The sequence below is a fragment of the Parabacteroides sp. FAFU027 genome, assembly GCF_022808675.1.
Classification (GTDB): Bacteria; Bacteroidota; Bacteroidia; order Bacteroidales; family UBA7332; genus CAXXIC01.
This window is the reverse complement of record NZ_JAKZKV010000011.1, coordinates 106,763-127,375: the sequence shown is the minus strand read 5'-3', so window position 1 is coordinate 127,375 and position 20,613 is coordinate 106,763. Positions and strand designations below refer to the sequence as shown.

13 protein-coding genes and 1 pseudogene are annotated in these 20,613 nt (G+C 40.3%); 10 read left to right on the top strand and 4 right to left on the bottom strand.

What is annotated here, in order from left to right; all coding sequences use genetic code 11:
• The first annotated feature begins 21 nt into the window (after positions 1-21).
• Positions 22-2,811, top strand: a complete 2,790-nt coding sequence (gene polA / locus MLE17_RS15410) for a DNA polymerase I (RefSeq protein ID WP_243349615.1) — start codon at positions 22-24, stop codon at positions 2,809-2,811.
• A gap of 160 nt (positions 2,812-2,971) precedes the next feature.
• On the opposite strand, the gene MLE17_RS15405 is transcribed toward polA, so the two are convergent.
• Complete coding sequence (locus MLE17_RS15405; RefSeq protein ID WP_243349614.1) at positions 2,972-4,120, bottom strand: alanine dehydrogenase; 1,149 nt, start codon at positions 4,118-4,120, stop codon at positions 2,972-2,974.
• A 170-nt stretch (positions 4,121-4,290) separates the two neighbouring features.
• Entirely contained in the window at positions 4,291-5,277 is a 987-nt protein-coding gene (gene nadA, locus MLE17_RS15400) for a quinolinate synthase NadA (protein WP_243349613.1), read from the bottom strand.
• Positions 5,278-5,873: 596 nt separating this feature from the next.
• Here nadA and MLE17_RS15395 point away from each other — a divergent pair.
• The gene (locus MLE17_RS15395) at positions 5,874-6,404 is read left to right on the top strand and encodes an RNA methyltransferase (RefSeq protein ID WP_243349612.1); all 531 of its coding nucleotides are present in this window, start codon (positions 5,874-5,876) and stop codon (positions 6,402-6,404) included.
• A 1,382-nt stretch (positions 6,405-7,786) separates the two neighbouring features.
• Here the strand turns inward: MLE17_RS15395 and MLE17_RS15390 are convergent.
• Complete coding sequence (locus tag MLE17_RS15390; protein WP_243349611.1) at positions 7,787-10,162, bottom strand: TonB-dependent receptor; 2,376 nt, start codon at positions 10,160-10,162, stop codon at positions 7,787-7,789.
• A gap of 302 nt (positions 10,163-10,464) precedes the next feature.
• On the opposite strand from MLE17_RS15390, the gene ychF reads away from it, so the two are divergent.
• The 5 genes and pseudogenes from ychF to MLE17_RS15365 all read left to right on the top strand — a co-directional run.
• Entirely contained in the window at positions 10,465-11,568 is a 1,104-nt protein-coding gene (gene ychF / locus MLE17_RS15385) for a redox-regulated ATPase YchF (RefSeq protein WP_243349610.1), read from the top strand.
• An 832-nt stretch (positions 11,569-12,400) separates the two neighbouring features.
• Positions 12,401-12,940 (top strand): lipocalin family protein, encoded by a 540-nt coding sequence (locus MLE17_RS15380; protein WP_243349609.1) that lies wholly within the window; start codon positions 12,401-12,403, stop codon positions 12,938-12,940.
• 18 nt (positions 12,941-12,958) lie between these two features.
• Positions 12,959-14,383 (top strand): SDR family oxidoreductase, encoded by a 1,425-nt coding sequence (locus tag MLE17_RS15375; RefSeq protein ID WP_243349608.1) that lies wholly within the window; start codon positions 12,959-12,961, stop codon positions 14,381-14,383.
• Positions 14,384-14,597: 214 nt separating this feature from the next.
• Positions 14,598-15,659 carry an AI-2E family transporter gene (locus tag MLE17_RS15370; protein ID WP_243349607.1) on the top strand — a complete coding sequence of 354 codons (1,062 nt, stop codon included), beginning with the start codon at positions 14,598-14,600 and terminating at the stop codon, positions 15,657-15,659.
• 197 nt (positions 15,660-15,856) lie between these two features.
• Positions 15,857-16,465 (top strand): annotated as a pseudogene (locus MLE17_RS15365) (DUF3826 domain-containing protein); the annotation flags it as partial.
• A gap of 296 nt (positions 16,466-16,761) precedes the next feature.
• Here the strand turns inward: MLE17_RS15365 and MLE17_RS15360 are convergent.
• Positions 16,762-17,571 (bottom strand): hypothetical protein, encoded by an 810-nt coding sequence (locus MLE17_RS15360; RefSeq protein ID WP_243349603.1) that lies wholly within the window; start codon positions 17,569-17,571, stop codon positions 16,762-16,764.
• 1,412 nt (positions 17,572-18,983) lie between these two features.
• Between MLE17_RS15360 and MLE17_RS15355 the strand changes: the two genes are divergently transcribed.
• From MLE17_RS15355 to MLE17_RS15345, 3 genes are all read left to right on the top strand, one after another.
• Positions 18,984-19,460 (top strand): helix-turn-helix domain-containing protein, encoded by a 477-nt coding sequence (locus MLE17_RS15355; RefSeq protein WP_243349602.1) that lies wholly within the window; start codon positions 18,984-18,986, stop codon positions 19,458-19,460.
• 412 nt (positions 19,461-19,872) lie between these two features.
• Positions 19,873-20,139, top strand: coding sequence for a hypothetical protein (locus MLE17_RS15350; protein WP_243349600.1), 267 nt, complete (start codon positions 19,873-19,875; stop codon positions 20,137-20,139).
• Positions 20,114-20,455: a hypothetical protein gene (locus tag MLE17_RS15345; RefSeq protein ID WP_243349598.1), complete on the top strand. Its 342-nt coding sequence runs from the start codon at positions 20,114-20,116 to the stop codon at positions 20,453-20,455. The genes MLE17_RS15350 and MLE17_RS15345 overlap by 26 nt, the downstream gene beginning before the upstream one ends.
• Positions 20,456-20,613: the final 158 nt, after the last annotated feature.

Genomic DNA, 20,613 nt, shown 5'->3' with positions numbered 1-20,613 from the left:
TTACCCATAAAAAGATTGATAATGAGCGAACAAAAAAAACTCTTTTTGCTGGATGCATACGCTTTAATTTACCGGGCCTACTACGCGTTTATCAAAAATCCAAGAATAAATTCTAAAGGTCTGAATACTTCAGCCGTTTATGGTTTTATCAATACACTTGAGGAAATCCTCAAAAAGGAAAATCCCTCCCATATTGCAGTTGCTTTTGACCCCAGCGGACCTACGTTCCGAAACGAACTTTTTGACCAGTACAAGGCACATCGTGAAGAGACTCCTGAAGTGATAAGACTCTCTGTTCCAATTATTAAGGAGGTCATTAGTGCATACAATATTCCTATTCTGCTCTACCCGGGTTTTGAAGCTGATGACGTAATCGGTACCTATGCAAAACTTGCAGAAAAGGCCGGTTATCAGGTCTATATGATGACCCCAGATAAGGATTACGGTCAGTTGGTTTCCGAAAATATCTTCATTTTAAAACCCAAATCAATGGGTAATGATTTGGAAATTCTGGGAGTGGAAGAGGTAAAACAAAAGTTCCATTTGGAAAGTCCCGAACAGGTAATTGACCTCTTAGGCTTGATGGGGGATTCAGCCGATAACATTCCGGGGTGTCCGGGAGTCGGTGAAAAGACGGCTCAAAAATTGTTAGCTCAGTTTGGCTCGATTGAAAATCTGTTGGTCAATACCCATCAACTTAAAGGAGCCATCAAAGACAAAGTTGAAAATAACAAACAGCTGATTGAACTCTCAAAATTATTGGCAACCATCAAAATTGACATTCCGGTCGATTTTGATGAAGAGGCATTGGTTCGCAAAGAAATTGACGAAGCAAAGTTGACTTCACTTTTTGAAGAACTCGAATTTCGCAATCTTGGAAACCGTGTATTCAAAAATAATGCGACTCCTGAACCAGCACCTAAAAATAGTCCGGTTCAAGGCTCTCTCTTTGATGATTTCATGGATTCTCCCTTGGAAGAAAAAAAATATTCAATTCTCAGCGACTTAAAATCAACCCCTCACTCCTATTATTTACTTGATACTGAGGAAAAAATAGCCGATTTTGCAGGCAATATTTCTGTTTGTGATTTTGCGGCATTTGACACAGAAACTACCGGAGTTGACCCCATTACCGCTGAATTAGTGGGATTGTCCTTCTCAATGAAGGAAAAAGAGGCTTACTACATCACTCTCCCACCCGACCGCGAAAAAGTCATCGAAATTCTGGATAAGCTGCGACCATTTTACGAAAATGAAAAAATTCTTAAAATAGGACAAAATATCAAGTATGACTACATCGTTCTGAAAAATTACGGTATCGAAGTAAAAGGCAAAATGTTTGATACCATGATTGCTCATTATTTACTCCAACCGGAACTTCGGCATAATATGGACTTCATGGCAGAAGTCTATCTCAACTACAAAACCATTCACATTGATGAACTGATTGGTCCGAAAGGAAAAAATCAAAAATCGATGCGTGATGTACCGGTGGATAAAATTTACGAGTATGCCTGTGAAGATGCCGACATCACCCTTCAACTCAAAAACAAACTGGAGGCAGAAATTGAGTCCAGCGATTTGAAGAAACTTTTTTATGACATCGAAATGCCATTGATGCTGGTACTGGCAGAAATGGAAATGAACGGAGTGCGTGTTGATAAAAATGCGTTGAAACAATCTTCGGAAGAAATTACCTCTCAACTTCTGGAAATCGAAAAATCCATTTTTGAAATTGCCGGTCATGATTTCAATATCAACTCAGCACAACAGGTTGGAGTGGTACTTTTTGATGAATTGAAAATTACTGATAAAGTAAAGAAAACCAAAACCGGTCAATATTCCACTTCGGAAGATGTGCTGGAGAACCTGAAGAGTAAACATATTATTGTTGAAAAGATTCTGGAATTTCGCGGTTTGAAAAAACTATTGAGTACCTACATCAATGCATTACCTGAACTGGTTAATCCAAAAACAGAAAAGATACATACCTCGTTTAATCAGACAGTTACAGCAACAGGCCGGTTAAGTTCAACCAATCCAAACCTCCAAAACATTCCTATCCGTGATGAACAGGGAAAGGAAATCCGCAAAGCATTCATTGCCGATGAAGGTTGTTCATTCTTTTCGGCTGACTATTCTCAGATTGAGCTTCGTATTATAGCTCACCTTAGCCAGGATAAGAATATGGTGGAAGCATTTCAAACTGAACAAGATATTCATGCTGCCACATCTGCAAAGATTTTCAAAGTTCCTATTGAAGAGGTTTCTAAAGATATGCGCCGCAAAGCTAAGACCGCCAACTTCGGTATCATTTACGGTGTATCTGTTTTTGGCTTGGCGGAACGGTTAACTATTCCCCGCGCAGAAGCTAAAGAGTTGATAGAAGGGTACTTCGCTACTTATCCACAGATTAAAGAGTATATGGATAATATCATTCTCCAGGCAAAAAAAGATGGTTATGTCACTACCCTACTCAATCGCAAACGGATGTTACCTGATATCAACTCCGGCAATTCAATTGTGAGAGGATATGCCGAACGAAATGCGATTAATGCTCCTATCCAGGGAACTGCGGCCGATATCATTAAGATTGCCATGGTGAATATTTACCGGAGATTTAAAGAAGAAAATATTCAATCCAAAATGATTCTGCAGGTACATGATGAGTTGAACTTCAGTGTTTTGGATACAGAAAAAGATAAGGTTCAAAAGATAGTTATTGAAGAAATGGAACGTGCTTTTCCAATATCTGTTCCACTAAAAGTAGATGGTGGATTTGGTAATAACTGGCTCGAAGCCCATTATTGAATTTACAATTTAGATATTTACAATTGACAATTTATATATCACACCAGAAGAAATAAGTCATAACGAGTGACTCAACACATAGGAGGCTTATCAATTGCAATGTAAAAAAAAGGATTGTTTCCCGTGAAACAATCCTTTTTTATATTCTATCAAGTATCTATCAGAATGCAGATAAAAACAGACCTATATCGTGTGCAGGAAGATTAAAATGGTGTCCCATTGGGGTGTTTACCAATTTTCCATTGTAAACGTAAACGCCATGACGAAACCCTAAGTCCATTTTGATTTTATCATTAATCCCCCCAAGTTCACCAATGTCCAGTAAAAGTGGTACAAATATGTTACTCAGCGCAATAGATGCTGTACGGGACACTCTGGAAGAGATATTGGGCACACAATAATGAAGCACTCCAAACTTCTCAAAAATAGAACCATTCTTTGAAAAATCACATTCTGAAGTCTCGAAACATCCGCCCTGATCAACACTAAGGTCTATAATTACAGCACCTTTTTTCATTTCCCGAACGTAGTCTTCGGTAACTATAAAGCCTTTGGATCCTGTAATGTATTTAAGAGTTCCTATTACAACATCAGCCGTTTTGAGTATGTTTTTTAAAACACTTGGATGGAAAGTTGAAGTATATAAGGTTCTTCCTAAATTCCGTTGTATATCCCTGAGTTTACTGATGTCATTATCGAAAACTTTGACTGAAGCCCCTAAAGCAACAGCTGCCCTGGCTGCCACGGAACCGGCAATACCGGCACCCAAAATAACCACTTCAGTAGGTGATACTCCAGGTAATCCTCCCAGCAATATCCCTTTTCCTCCACTTTCGTTACTGAGCAATTCGGCTGCAATCAAAATGGCTGCTGAACCTTCAATTTCACTAATAGAATTGACTACCGGGAAACTCAGTTTATTATCAGCCATCATCTCATAAGCAACTGCATTCACCCGTTTTTTCAGTAGCTTTTCGATACTTTTGGGTGAGTAATTAGCCAGTTGTAATAATGAAAACAGAGTAGAGTTTTCCTTCAATAAATCAACCTCCTTGGGAGTAGGAGGTTTTATTTTCATGACAATATCAGCTTCAAAAACTTCTGCTTTGTTTTGAACAATAGTCGCTCCTACTTCACTGAATTTTGAATCGGAATAGTTTATACCCAAACCCGCTTCTGATTCGACTATAACCTGATGACCTGCTTCGATTAATAATTGAACCGATTCGGGGGTTAAGGCAAGTCTTTTTTCAAACTCATGTTCTTCTTTGGGCAAACCTATAGTCAAACCTTTTTTATCGTGATTCAACTTACACAGGCACTCTTTGGGAAACAGAGCCGATTCTGATTCTGAAATTCGAAAACGCATATTGTTTTTCTTTGATATTTAATCTGTTGGATAATTGCTGACAAGTTATTAAACAAACAAAACCGTGATTTGGATTAATAACAAAACAGAATTAATCGCAAAATGCAGATTTATAAACCGTGTTTTTCAGAAATATCGAGCATCCGGTGAATGGATTTTACCGCTTTTACCCGTATCTCCTCCTCTACCGTAATTTCCGGTAATTCGTATTTCAGGCAGTTGTAAAGCTTTTCAAGGGTGTTCAGACGCATAAAGCTGCATTCGTTGCATCCACAGGTACTGTCATTCGGAGGTGCCGGAATAAATTCTTTATCCGGATTGTGTTTCTTCATCTCATGGATGATACCCGATTCGGTAGCAACGATAAACTGCTTGTGGTCGGTATTAGTCGCATATCTCAGCAAGGCAGCCGTAGAGCCTATAAAATCAGCCAATGTTAACACCACCTGTTTACATTCAGGGTGAGCCAGCACCATGGCTTCCGGATATTGTTTCTTCAGTTCGATGATTTTCTCTACAGAAAATTGCTCGTGTACGTGGCAGGCGCCATCCCACAACAGCATTTTGCGGCCCGTCACGCTATTCAGATAATTTCCGAGGTTGCGGTCAGGACCGAATATCAATTTCTCATCCTCGGGAAAACTATCGATAATCACCTTCGCATTGGTAGAGGTAACCACCACATCGGTTACAGCTTTCACAGCTGCGGTTGTATTCACATACGAAACCACGGTATGGTCGGGGTGGCGGGCTACAAAGTCGGAAAACTCCTGTGCAGGACAACTGTCGGCCAATGAACAACCGGCATTGAGATCCGGAACCAGCACTTTCTTTTGCGGAGAAAGTATTTTTGCCGTCTCTCCCATAAAGTGTACACCGCAAAGCACTATAATGTCAGCATCGGTCTTGGCAGCCCATTGTGCCAATGCCAGGCTATCCCCAACATAATCGGCAATATCCTGCATTTCGTCGCGCTGGTAGTAGTGCGCCAATATGATTGCGTTCTTTTCTATTTTCAGCTTATTAATTTCTTCGGGAAGATTCAGAGATGCATCCACCGGAACATCGACGTATCCCTTTGAAATGTCAACACTCATACTTATTATATTTATTAATAGATTAAATGAAATAAAAGAGATGATTATTATAATAGACTGTTGATAGAGTTGACAAATATATTTCAGAAAGATGTCAGGAGTGAGTTATCAATAGGAATTTCACTTTGTCAACATGTTTCATTATGTCGAATAATTTGATTTTCTTTGCCTTAGATTCTTTTCAACAGTGAGTTTATAAGATACAAATTTAAAAACTTTCGATGGCTTAGCCTATTGATAACCCGCAAATTTGCCGTTAAAAAGAAAAAAACAAAAAGGTAAAAACTAATTTGGAGATTTGATAGCTTATCTGCTATAGAATAGTTCCAATATGATGCAAGGAAAACTTTTCATTTTTCATCAATTAGTTTCAAACCTTTTTCAACAGGATTTCAATGATTGGTCAATATTGTTACAAAATGATATATATATCACTATATCAATAGAATAACTGTTCTTATTCCATATTTGTTTATTATAATCCGTAGAAATGCTGATGCAATCCCTATTTACAATGCGGTAAGTAGCTAAATATACTGTTGAAACCTTTTATTAGCAAGATAAAACCCAATATACTATTGTAAGTTACCAATAATATGAGAAAACTGAAAATCACTGAATTAAACCGTTTGTCAAAAGATGAGTTTAAGCAGGTTGATAAGATTCCGTTAGTCGTTGTATTAGACAACGTTAGAAGTTTGAATAATGTGGGTTCTGTGTTTAGAACTTCTGATGCTTTTCTGGTGGAAGCCATCTATCTGTGTGGTATCACCGCCACTCCCCCACAACCTGAGATTCATAAAACCGCCCTGGGCGCTGAAGATACGGTTGACTGGATATACAGGGAAGAGACAATGGATGCAGTTAAAGAGCTGAAAGATAACGATTACACAGTCTTTTCAATAGAGCAGGTTGAAAACAGTACCATGTTGACGGAACTGGTATTGGATACGGATAAGAAATACGCGGTTATCCTGGGAAATGAGGTGAAAGGTGTTCTGCAGGAGGTAGTGAGCAACTCTGATGGTTGCATTGAATTACCGCAATATGGTACAAAACACTCATTAAACGTTTCTGTAACTGCCGGAATTGTCATCTGGGACTTCTTCAAGCAGTTGAAAAAGTAAATCATAATACTCTATTCATCCGGTGATATAAAGTCATCGGATGAATGGTTGATAACTCCCCTCCTCTCTTCTACTCTTCTTTTCATCTTTCTGTAATTCAGATAAATACGCAATAAAATAATTGTTGATATTCCGGGATTTCATCTAAATATAGATTTCACATGAATATTGTCTCATCATTTGTTGATAATGTTCAAGCCTTATCAAACATTCTTTTTGTAAATCAATGAAATACTGATGTTTATAATATTAACAGCTTGTTGAAACAGACTGTTGAAACTGTTGATTATATGATTTATCGTCTACTATTTTGAAGTAATGCCTATGAATTGAAATCACACGTATAAATGTTATTAAACGGCTTAATATGATGAAAGAGATTCCCTTTCGGGTGTCTCGTCCGCGATAGCTATCGGGTTTTAACCGCGAGAATATATTATTAGAATCAGCGGTTAAAAACCGCTGCACCCGAGAGTAACTGCAAAAAAATATGACTTAGCAACAGATTTAATTTACGCATAAACAAAACAGCTTTTTGAGGACAGAATATGCTCTCCACTCCTATCAACACTCGGTTGATAACGCTTTTGTTAATTGTGTTGATTACCCTTTTATTCTGTAAGATTTGACTTGTTAGACCTATGCTCATAACTGTAGTTGATATGATATTATACAATTTATAAGTCCGTGTATTTAAGGTAAATATAAAATCAACAGGCTGTTGATTTCTGTTGTTGAAAATGTTGATAAGGTGTTTTGTTGACAATGTTGGATAGATTGAATATTATGTTGATTTCTTTTTGAAAACCTACAGTTAGTTGACTTTAGTTCCTGGTATATTTTGAATTCAAATCTTTCAAACTGTATTGGTTTTCTTGTATTCAGTATCTCTCTAATCTACTGTCTTATTTACGATATATATTTCGGGGATTAATTATGAAATAGTCCAATAAATGAATGGTGATACTTTTTCTCATAACCCTGTTTATATCTGATTTAGATGCATTGTTTATTGTCTGATTAAATTAATGTATATTAGATAGTTAAGGTATTCAACAACCAGTTTATCAAACGATTGTTGAAATGGTTGATAAGTATCAATTGGATAATGAATAGATAAACAAGATAAGTGTGTTTATTACTATAATAGGGGAGTTTAAAACAGCAGTAACATTTACCTGTTGAAGAGTAGTTTCTTTTAATTCACAATATGGTCTGGAGTTGGAAAAAGACCTAACAGGTTTCTAAAACCGGTTAGCTCTTTGATATTCATAACTCTGTTAATTAGATAGGTTGAGAATAATCCATGATAACGCCAATGTTCTAACAATGAGGTTTATATACAATCAACATCATACTTATCAATACCTTGTTGAAACTGTTTAAAACTCTACCATTATACCAATAGAAGGTACAACAGTTCCGTTACGTTGGTTGATAGTTTTCATAATGTATTTGTCCGGATTTGTAGGGTCAGTAATACCGGTACTTGTAATCACGGGAGCAGGATTGTATTGGGTGTTCATTGCATTTTGCACATCGAAATAGAAACCAAACATCCACTTGTTGAAAAAGTAGGTTTTATCCACACGCAAATCGAGTTGTGTGAATGTCTTCAACCTGAGTGTGTTATATCTGCTGTAATCCAGATAAGGGCGATTTTGAGCGTCCCAGGCGGTTTTTAATGAAGACTTATCAACATCGTATGGAGTATAAGGTGCACCGCCCACAGCACGGAATTTAGCACCAATCACCCAATTGCGCGGTAAGGTATATCCACCTGTCAGGGTAAAGAGATGACGGCTATCCCAGGCAGAGGGAATATAATCTCCTGTTTTCGGGTTTTTAAACTCACTTCTGACATAAGTATAAGCCGCAATAAGGTTCAGATTCTTATAACCAAACCAGCGGGCCAGCAATTCGAGTCCGTAAGCACGTCCCTGAGCCGTAGAATTGACGCTTTCGGTTCCCAATACGTTATAATCGTTCCCTTTGGAGGATAGGGGAATGGAATCGGCCAGTGAAAGCAGCCCATTCTCGTATTTCTTGTAAAAGCCTTCCAGTGTCAGGCGGATGTAGTTTGCCGGTTGGTGTTCAAAACCCACTACAATTTGGTCTGAATAGATGTATTTTACCCGGTTAGCTCTGTTGATAACTATCCCGTTGTTGTCTTTATAACCCAAAACCGTGTAGGAAGGAAGTTGGTAATACCGTCCCACGTTTCCGTTGATAAATAAGTTTTGTGCCAGCTGGTAGGAGAGGGAGAGCCGGGGTGAAAGCTGTTTAAGCGGATTGTTCATTTCCGAAGAATAACTGTTTGCATCGGTACGTACTCCCAGTGATGCCGTGAATCTTCCATCCGGCTGTTCATAACTGAGCGAACCGAACAGTCCGTATTTGAATATAGAGAGATCTGTGGCATATTTCAATAACAGGGATTGGTTATTAACATAGAGTCGTTGGTTTGTCCGGTTATAGTAGCTGGCCACTTCCGCATTGGCTCCGGCAATCAGGCGGAAGCTGTTCATCCGACTGCTGTTTTCAAACCGCAGTTTGGTTTCCTGTTCCGATGAACAGTAATCGAGGATTTTATTAGCCGGTGAACTTTCATCGTTATTTTTGTATTTCGTATTTTCATTAAACAACCTATTGGTACTTAACACAAGAGTTTGAACCTGCTTTCCGGAAAAGTGTTTATATACCGCTCCCAGAGTGTAGGTATTTTGTCGGATAATGGGTAGTGTGGTGATGATGTATTTGTTGGCATCCGTTTGTCCTACGGTATCTGTATTGAGCGTCATGTTGTCGATGGCTCCGAGTCCCAGAATAGTCAGTTCGTTTTTCTTATCAAACTTGATTTTGGTTTTAAACTGAGCATCTGTAAAAGTGGGTAGGAAGGGGAGATTCAATGCCTTAAACAGGTATTGCAGATAAGACTGGCGGATTGAGGCAATATAGGTCACCTTTTTACCAATGTGTCCATCCGTATTGAAACCAAAATCAGACGACCCCAGCACAAAGCTGTAGTTATGTTCTTCCGTACTGCCATCTTTGAGTTTGAAGTCCAGTACGGAACTCATAGCATTGTTTTTACCGGCCGGAAATGCGCCGGAGTAGAAGTCCGTTTCACGAATCAGTTCTGCATTGATTATACCTACGGGACCACCTGATGCTCCCTGTGTGGCAAAGTGGTTGATATTAGGTATTTCCACACCGTCGATGTAATAGCGGTTTTCAGCCGGGCCGCCACCTCTCACAATCAGGTCGTTACGGTAACCGGCAGGGGAGGAGGCTACTCCGGGAAAGGACTGGATCACACGCGAAATATCACGGTTAGCTCCGGCACTTTTTTCTATCTCGGTAAATCCAATCACCCGCATGGCAATGGGACTTTCCGCTGTTTTGCGAAATGGAGTGGCTTTTACTGTAACTTCTCCGAGTTGTTTGCTGTTTTCCTCCAGTTCGATGGTGACGAATTTATCCTTACTCGAAACCATAAACTCAGAAGAGATATAGGGATTGTACCCGATGCTGCTTACCTGAAGCCGGTAAGTACCGGGTTTGACTTTCAATAGGATAAAATTACCGAGAGAATCACTCTGTGCACCGGTCGTTGTGTTCCAGATAATTACATTGGTGTAAGGGATAGGCTCCCTGGTTTTCTTGTCAATGATATTTCCTTTAATGGCATGGGTTATTTGTCCGAATGAATATAATCCATTAATAATTAGCATGATAAATAATAATGCTCGTTTCATACTATCTGTTTTAAATGGAAAGTTTTATAAACTATAGAATCTACCGAAGTAACAAGTTCATTAACATTTGGGTTCAGTCTCAATTTTTATTTATTCGCCTAAAAGTCTTACCTTTGCGGACTCTTTATAATACCCCTAAATCCCCTGAAGGGGACTTATTCCGAAGTACAAACAATAGATTTTGTACCCTGATTGAAATTAAAACCGTAGTCAGATTCAAATTTCACTGCGGCCAAAGCCCCCTTTAGGGGGATGGGGTGGAAGAATTTAATCGAAATACAAATACAACTCAATAACATTTTATGGCATTACAATGTGGAATCGTAGGTTTGCCAAACGTTGGAAAATCTACTCTCTTTAACTGTCTCTCGAATGCAAAGGCACAATCTGCCAACTTTCCTTTCTGTACTATCGAACCTAACGTAGGGGTAATTACCGTACCCGATGAGCGTCTCAATAAACTGGCCGAATTGGTAAAACCGAACCGCATCGTGCCAACAACCGTAGAAATCGTGGATATCGCCGGTCTGGTAAAAGGTGCCAGCAAAGGGGAGGGGTTAGGTAATAAATTCCTCGCTAACATTCGCGAAACCGATGCCATTATTCACGTATTGCGTTGTTTTGACGATGATAACGTGACTCACGTGGACGGTAGCGTAAATCCTATCCGTGACAAGGAAATCATCGATTATGAGCTTCAGCTGAAAGACCTGGAAACGGTAGATGGCCGTCTGCAACGTGTACAAAAACAGGCTCAAACCGGTGGCGATAAGACGGCTAAACAGCAATACGAAGTGTTGATTCGTTACAAAGAGGCGTTGGAACAGGGAAAACCTGCCCGTACCGTAACGTTTGATTCAAAAGATGATATTAAGATTGCCCGTGAATTGTTTCTGCTGACCTCCAAACCGGTTCTTTACGTGTGTAACGTGGACGAAGCCAGTGCGGTAAACGGCAACAAATATGTGGATATGGTGCGTGAAGCGACCAAAGAAGAGAATGCTGAAATCCTAATTGTAGCTGCTCAAACCGAATCGGAAATTGCAGAATTCGACACTTACGAAGAGCGTCAGATGTTTCTCAATGAGATTGGTCTGGAGGAGTCAGGTGTTGCCCGTCTTATCAAAGCTGCTTACAAACTGCTGAACCTGGAGACTTACTTCACCTGTGGTGTACAGGAAGTTCGTGCATGGACTTACCTGAAAGGCAGTAAAGCGCCTCAGTGTGCGGCTGTCATCCACACCGACTTCGAAAAAGGATTTATCCGTGCAGAAGTAATCAAATATGACGATTTCATTACCTACGGTTCGGAAGCAGCTTGTAAAGAGGCCGGCAAGATGAACGTGGAAGGTAAAGAATACGTTGCTCACGACGGTGACATCATGCACTTCCGTTTCAACGTATAAGATATTCGTTTAAAATAAAAGTGAGGGCGCCAAAGCGCAAAGGAATTATCCAGTATAGTTCCTTTGCTTTTGGCGCTTTTGTTTTGGCTTTATAACGAATAGTGTGGGTAATATCACTACTTAGGGGAATATTTCCCTAAGCTTCGTGTGTAATTTTTTGGTAGTAAGAATTCTTTTCAAATAATACAGCCACGAATCCACTAATAAAAGTCAGAAGCACCTAATGTGTTGATTTACAAATGAAAATAAAAACGAACAACACAAATACTTTTCCAGAATTGGAAAAGAAAAGATACTTTCTTATTCGTGGATTAACTTCGTTGATTTTCAATTCGTGGCAGAAAGATTAAGAATCTTTCTGCCACGAATTGACTACACATACAAACCGTTATAGAGCTTTTATTTTTATATATAGGCTCCAGACCATTACTATTCATTTACATAAATTGAACCGTTGAGATAAGAAATATCACTGTTAGAAATGTTATATCATTTTGTCAATGTAAAAATCGGCAACCGGAAAGGGGGTGTCCCAAAAGTCAATTCCAGTAAAACTGAACTTACAAAATGATAGTTGATGCATTCTTACCGTTCCTAAATCCCCTACATTTGTGTCATATGACATTATCTAAAGGGGACTTTGAAGAGTGGTATTTCCGAGCTAATTTGCACTTCAGAACATCCCCTTTAGGGGCTTGGGGCAATTCAGACCGACAATTTGTAACTTCTTAAATAACCTATTTCCCTTTTGATATACACCCTTTGATAGATTTTTGCGCTGACAAACAGACTCTTTGCAGAAGCAAAATGACGTAAACAAATTTGCAAACCCATGAAAAAAAACAGACCAATAATAATACTCAACATAATAGCCGTTATGATAGGATTATTTTCTTGTTCTACCATTCCTAAAGGAGTACAAGCCGTTACCCCTTTTGATAAAGAGAAATACCTTGGCAAATGGTATGAGATTGCCCGGTTTGATTTCAAATATGAAAGAAATTTGAATAATACATCTGCCGAATATTCTCTAAATTCAGACGGAACGATTCGGGTGGAGAACAGAGGATATGATACGATAAAGAGAGTCTGGAAAAAAGCCATCGGAAAAGCGAAGTTTGTAGGTAACGATGATATTGCCATGCTGAAGGTCTCATTTTTTGGGCCCTTCTATGCCGGATATAATGTAATTGCCTTGGATGCGGACTATAAGTATGCTTTGGTTTCCGGTGCCAGCCTTAACTATTTATGGATTCTTTCCCGGGAGAAAACTATTCCTGATGAGATAAAGAAAAAGTATTTAAAGATCGCTGAAGGATATGGATATCCTATCGCAGAGCTTTCGTGGATTGTGCATGATCAATCGAATTAAACCTTAAAATGTGATGTTATGAAAGTTCTGCTAACCGGCGCTACCGGCTACATTGGAAAACGGCTATTACCTGTTTTAGTCGATCAGGGATATTTTGTCATTTGCTGTGTCAGGGATAAAAACAAGTTTCATCCTGAGAAATCAATCCAAGAGAATATTCAGGTAATTGAGGTTGATCTGAATGATAAATCTACACTCGGCAACATTCCCGATGATATCGATTTTGCTTATTATCTGGTTCATTCGATGTCGTCCTCCAAGGACTTTGATGAAATGGAGAAACGCTCTGCTATTAATTTCAGGGAAAGGCTCAATCAGACAAATGCAAGGCAGGTAATCTACCTGAGCGGGATTGTAAACTCGCAGACGTTATCCAGGCACCTCAATTCAAGGAAGAATGTCGAAACCGAGTTAAGCCGGGGCAACTATTCACTGACTACCGTGCGGGCAGGCATCATTATCGGATCGGGGAGTGCGTCATTTGAGATCATCCGCGATTTGGTTGAAAAGCTTCCGGTCATGATTGCTCCGAAATGGTTAAGAACCAGATGCCAACCCATCGGAATATCCGATGTGATAAAGATTCTCGTGGGTATTCTTAATAACGATAAAACCTTCGGTCATAGTTATGATATTGGAGGAGATGAGATCCTCACCTACAAGGAAATGTTGCTGGAATTTGCTTCCGTAAGAGGCCTGAAAAGATATATCGTGACCGTACCGGTGATGACCCCGAGAATTTCTTCCTACTGGCTGTATTTTATCACCTCTACGTCATACAAACTTGCGACCTCCTTAGTGGATAGCATGAAGGTCGAAGTCATTGCCAAAGATAACGAACTGATTCAGCTGCTCGGCATCAAGCCATTGTCCTATAAAGAATCTGTCAGGCTGGCTTTTAGGAAGATTGACCAGAATGAAATTCTCTCCAGCTGGAAAGACTCCATGGTGAGTGGGAGGCTGAACTTTAAGATCTCCGATTACATTAAGGTTCCTACTTATGGATGTTTCAAAGATATCCGCCAAATGCAAGTGACTGATATTGATGCCTGTCTCGATAATATATGGCGGATAGGTGGTGATACCGGTTGGTATTACGCCAACTGGTTATGGGAGTTAAGGGGATTTATGGATAAACTGTTCGGAGGTGTCGGCCTGAGGCGGGGGAGAACCAACAGTACTCAGATTCAACCGGGTGATACATTGGACTTTTGGCGGGTGATATATGCCAGTAAAGAAGAGAGGCGATTGCTTCTCTTTGCCGAAATGAAGCTTCCCGGCGAGGCGTGGCTGGAATTTCATATACAGGGTGATACGCTTATTCAAACAGCGACATTTCGTCCTAAAGGTTTATCCGGAAGGATGTACTGGTATGCTGTACTACCTCTGCATGGAATACTATTCAAAGGACTAATCAGGAAGCTGACCCGGCATAGTTCCTGAACATTATTAGCACCAGGGGGTAATTATTGGCAAATATAGAGGAGGAAATCCAATAACTCATATTGATTATGTAGCTGAGAAATATGTGAATATTTGAAGGTTGCTTATAAAGCATTCTCTAAAAGCCATTCTTTTATCCTTTGAGAAAGCACTGGATTTTCGTATCATTGCAAATTACTGCAATTGCACGTCATCATACAAATTTCCAATCTTCATGAATACGATCAAATTACCTTTTTATGTCCGTGTTTCCATTCTCCTCATAGGCATTTATGTTCTAATCGCTATGCTTTATGTGACCCAGGAGATTATGATTCCGGTCATTTTCGGAACCATGATTGCCATTGTGCTCCATCCGGTGGTCAGTTTCTTTGTCAGAAAAAAAGTAGGTCGTATCTGGGCGATTGTGCTTACGATGTTTCTGACCTTTCTATTGTTTGTGGCATTCGGTACATTTCTTTTTTCCCAGATCAGCCTCTTCAGTGCCTCTTTCCCTGCACTGATAGAAAAGTTTTCTTCATTGATTAATCAGACGATTACCTGGGCATCCGCATATTTCAGTCTTAATCCTGATAAGATCAATACCTGGATCAGTCAGACCACTGACTGGCTGATCAATATGGGTAGTTCGGCTGTCGGGCAAACATTGGTAACCGTAGGTAATTCGCTCGTATTGCTCTTTCTTATTCCCGTCTATGTGATCATGGTTTTGTACTACCAACCGCTGTTGCTGGAGTTTGTACACCGGCTGTTCGGAGCCACCCACCACAGCATGGTCAGTAATATCATTAGCCAGATCAAGATCGTCATTCAGCGTTACCTTTCCGGTCTGGTGATTGAGGCTGTCATTGTGGCAATACTCAATTCGGTAGGGTTACTAATACTGGGGATTGATTATGCGATTGTGTTGGGTATTCTGGGGGCTCTGCTCAATGTGATTCCTTACCTGGGAGGTATCATTGCCGTAGCATTACCGATGATGATTGCCCTGGTGACTAAGGATTCAGCCTGGTTTGCGGTCTATGTCCTGATCCTTTACCTGATTATCCAGTTTATTGATAACAACCTGATTGTGCCCAAGGTCGTAGCCTCAAAGGTTCGAATCAATGCGCTTATTTCAGTGGTTGTGGTGATTGCTTTCGGTGCCTTGTGGGGCATTCCCGGCATGTTTCTTTCCATTCCGATCGTGGCCATTGTCAAGGTGATTTGTGATCATATCGATCCGCTCAAGCCCTGGGGGCTGCTGTTGGGCGATACGATGCCGGGAGATGAATAAATAACTCCCCATTATCGTCATTTTGTGATCTTCGCCGGTAAATATCCATCTTAAATTTGCCGGTATAGAAAATCACATTAAACATTAGCCTTATGATCAAAAGAATCTTTGTTTTAGCTGCCTTTGCCGGCTCGCTTTTACTGTCTGTGCCTGCCATGTCACAGAGTACCGAAAAACCGCTTACACCCGCTGAAAAGAAACTCCGTTCGGATAAAGAACAGGATACCAAAGCAGCTGATTGGACGAAATCCCTTAATCTGAATGATGCGGCCAAAGAGGCTCGTGTGGCGCAGCTTATATCTACGCACCTGAAGGCTACCCGTGACTGGAACAATGAGCATCCATTTTCTACCGTTCCGGCCGGAATCAACCCCTTTACCGGCAATAAACTGACTGACCAGGACCGTCAGATCATTGCGCAGTCAGCCATGCCCAAATCCATCCACGACGACCTGATGACGGGATTGCGGAAAGAGCTCACCGAAGAGCAGGTAGAAGCCATTCTGGATAAATACACCATCGGCAAAGTGGCTTTTACCCTGCAGGGATACAAATCTATCGTACCCGATCTGACCAAAGAGGAAGAGACTAAAATACTCGGCTTTTTGAAACAGGCACGCGAACAAGCTATCGACTACAAAAGCATGAAGCAGATCTCTGCCATTTTCGAGATTTACAAAAATAAATGCGAGCAGTATCTCAACAACAACGGTCGTAACTGGCGTCAGCTTTTCAAAGCTTATGTTGATAAGGTAAAAGCTGAAAAAGCGGCGGCTGCTCAGAAGGATCAGCCGGCGAAGAAGTAGGTTTAAATATTTATATCACAGAGAACAACAGAGGTTTTCACAGAGGGCAACAGAGAAAAATTTCAAAACTCTGTGGTCCTATGCGTTTTCTTAGTGTAATTCTGTAATATAAAGCCATTGATTAATAAATAGTTAGTTCAATCACCACAGAGAGTTTATAGATTTATATCACAGAGAACAACGGAGGTTTTCACAGAGGGCCACAGAGAAAAATTTCAAATCTCTGTGGCCCTCTGTGCTTTTCTCTGTGTAACTCTGTGATAAAGATAGCTCTTAGCGCCTTTGCGCTCATTCAATTACTTTACTCCCAAAACCTTACCGCACCCCGCGTATTTCACCTCGACCGGTTTACCGTCATATCCAGCCGTTCCAAATTCCACCCCGATACCCAGAATCATCGTTGTGGCGTCAGAGAGATCACCCGGATTAGAATTTTCCATCATGGGATTAAAACTCTGTTCCTCTATTACACCCTGAGTCGGAAACCACTCGCTTTTCAACGTATAGCCTCCGGCATGATAAGAACTATCCGCTGGCACATAGTCCCTTTTATCAGGATCATACACCATATCTGAAAGTGTACCGAGCGTAACGATGATGCGGAAAAAGGGCAGTTTGGGAAAATTCACCAGATGAATGTCGGTATTGATCCGTGGGATAGTCACCCGGGCGCACAGGTTTTCACGATCGATTACCCCGATGGGAGTAGCCCTGAGCACGCTGTCGAAGGTATATTTTCGGTTCATGGTAAATCCGGTCAGGATATCCCGTTGCGTAGAGAGTAGCACGTGGCGTTGTCCCACCGGCTGTTCCGTATCCGTTTTCTGTATGGTCTTGGCAATGCCGTTCAACGTACCCGATACACTGTAATCAGCCAATCGGGGCAGTTCACCCAATGCCAGCCGGATACCGGAAGCCAGCTTCGTACAGCCCGACCACTCCTTCTGGCATTGCCGCAGCTTCTCAAACTTCGGCGATTTCTTAATCTTCTCCTTACTGGCGCCCCCTTTTGTACGCATGATCACCTCGTCGCTTCCCATGCGGGTGTAAAACGATACCCCCTTGATACTTCCCGTTGCCTGTAGTATGCCTTTGATTTTTGCCATGATGCAGTTTGTTTTTCTATAAGGTTTCCTTATAGTTTCCTATAGGTTTAGTATAGGTTGATTATAGGTCCAAAGATAAATATATTTAGTTATTTACTGAATAAATACTGATATAATACTACTCATATAAAGCTTATTTTATACCAGTATTATACCTATATTATATATGTATTATAGTAGTAATTTTATAGACTAGAATTATACTAAACCTATAGAAAACCTATAGTGAACTATGGAGGTAGGAGACTATGGGTTATCACTGATCGGATGACTCCAAATCATCCGATCAGTAGGTGCAAGGGCAGATAGGGGAGATCGGTGATTGTGAGTGAGGGTACGACTTTGAGTCGGGCTCTTGCTTGTATTTTTTTAACGCTGACAGGTGCTGTACACGCTGTCAGGTTTTGGTAGGGTGCGAATGGCAGGATGGTTTTTATGCTAATTTATTGAAAGACAAGCGATAAACTTTCATTTACAGCAGTCCCCTACGGGTGCAGCGTCCTCAATAACCATCGGGACGCGACACCCGCTAGATTGTCGCAATGCGTAGTAGTTTCACTTTTAAATATATGGAGATGTTGTCCAAAAAGAGGACAGCAATGTGATGAAATACCAGTCCAAACGTTGTCCTTTCAGGTTTTGGATAAATAATATCTATATCTGTGGAGCTGCGGGGAGTCGAACCCCGGTCTGGAATAGATTCGTCTGAATACAAGCCCTTTCTTGATGAGAGGCTGTGTGAAAACTCACATAAATTTCAAGTCTCCTTGCCTGTCTGACCCCCAAACCCCCAAAGTGGGGGCTTTGCAGCAGTAAAAACAGGTAAATCAGCACATTTATTGACCGATTTAACCAGAATACGGTGTTGTTTGCACCACTCCTCCCCACTTTGGGGAGGTCGGGAGGGGTCAGTAGATAGTTTTTACACAGCCTTGATGAGCGAAAAGTTCGGGTGCGTCGATAATGGAAAATCGGATATCTATGAGAATATTTTAGCCCACACAGTCCTCTGTTGTATGTGGGAATTTTATTATGGTTATTTGAGATTTTAGTCGAGACGATGTCCTGTATCCTTTTTTCAGATGATTCGTGTCGTTTCTTATGGAGTATTCTGAGATCCCCTAAAGCATACTCTTTGCAATATTAGAAATATATTTTAACTAAAACAGCGGTTTTGCAGTTCTTGATGTCGCTGGTATATAGAATGAATATAAATAGATTATATGGCTGTATATCCTATCTGTAAAGGAATTGAGCGGTTTAATAGTTGATTATCGAATCATATATATATTCGTTAACAAAAATCTGTCCTTTCAAATCGAAGGGTGCTCCTCAACATTTGCTTTGTCATTCGACGAAAGTAACCGACAAAGCGCTTTGTCCATTTTTTAACTGCTTAATCCGTTAAGAAAATGGATACCCCAAAATTTAAGACAGGCTATAAACCCAATGAAATTGCCTATGATTCATTAAAAGAGATGATCACCCAATCGCTGATGACAGCTTTGCCTCAGGCGATAAATGAAGTAATCAAATCAAGAACCGACTTACATGGAGCTATCCGGGATGTGAATTCATGTCGCACTCCGAATGATGGAAAGCACGGTGTCAATGAGAATGCCGTAGAGCTGCTGTTCCTGAAGATCGATAATCTTACCAATCAGTTCACACAGTTGACTACTTGCGTAGCGCAGTCGAATGACCGGGCTGCCATGACTGATCCGATCTATACGATGGAAGAGGCATTGAAAATACTGGATATGTCGTATGATACTTTTCGGAGAAGAGTGAAAGCAGGAAAACTCAAATGTAAGAAGGATGGGGAAAAGGTGTATTTGCGCCAGTCGGATATTGAGGCGTACTGGGCTGGACTGGAGTATTTGAAGTGAGATTTCGAGTGAGGGCGCGACTTCGAGTCGCACTCTCACTTGCATTTTTTTTAACGCTGACAGGTGCAAGCACGCTGTCAGGTTTTGGTGGGGTGCGAATGGCAGAATGGGTATTTATTGATCGGATGACTCCAAGTCATCCGATCAATAGATGCAAAATAACAACAGGAAGGTGGTGAACCGGAAACCCTGACAGCGACGATTAAGATTGCTGTATATGATCTGTTGAATTAATCTTCACGAAATTAATATGTAGCATAATACTCCCATAAAAGAGACTCAACTTTGTGGCGGTACATATACAACTGCTGGGGGTGATTGTATTGCTAATCTTACATCCTTCTAAAGATGAATATAAGAAGACACATACACTTGAAGATGTAAAAATCAAAGGATATCAATGTGCAATATCATGACTAAAGAACAACCAAAACTAAAGAAAAGGCTCTTTAATTTTGTAACGAAGTTGACAGAGTGGGCATCGTTATTATTTAAACAGATGAAGTTGGTATCGAAACTTTTTATTCAACTGCTAGCTCAATTAAGATATAGGCTGATGAATAGAAAGCGTCAGATTACTTTTGACGTATTACTTTATGAAGTAAATAAATTCCGTAATCACCAAACAAATATAGATTACTACACAGTAGTAAATGAGGCAAAAAGAAGCGACATATAACCCTGATTTGATTCAGCAAATAGGAAGATTAAGCAACCAAAATGAGTTGCTGATCCAACTGGTCAAAGATATGTCTGCGAAGATGGATCGGATGGATGATTGTATTACACAATTGACAGAAAGAGAGTCTTTGCCTGATCCCATATATACCTTAAAAGAAGCACTACCCAGATTAAAAATGAGCCCGAATACCTTTAGAAAAAAAGAGAAGGCCGGGTTGATTCTGTGCAAGCGTGATGGACAGAAAATATTTGTCAGACACTCGGAAATCGAGAGATATCTGGCATGTCTCGACAATGAAAGAAAAGGGAAATAACTACTAAAATGCTACTTATTAGGATGTGTTGACCTCGGTATAAATATATACCAAAGTTCAAAGGATTTTTGAATTTAATCTATTACAAATAGTCTTTAGAGACTATTTTTTGAAAGTTCTGGCCGAATTTCTCTGTTTTTATTTTACCTCTCTCTAAC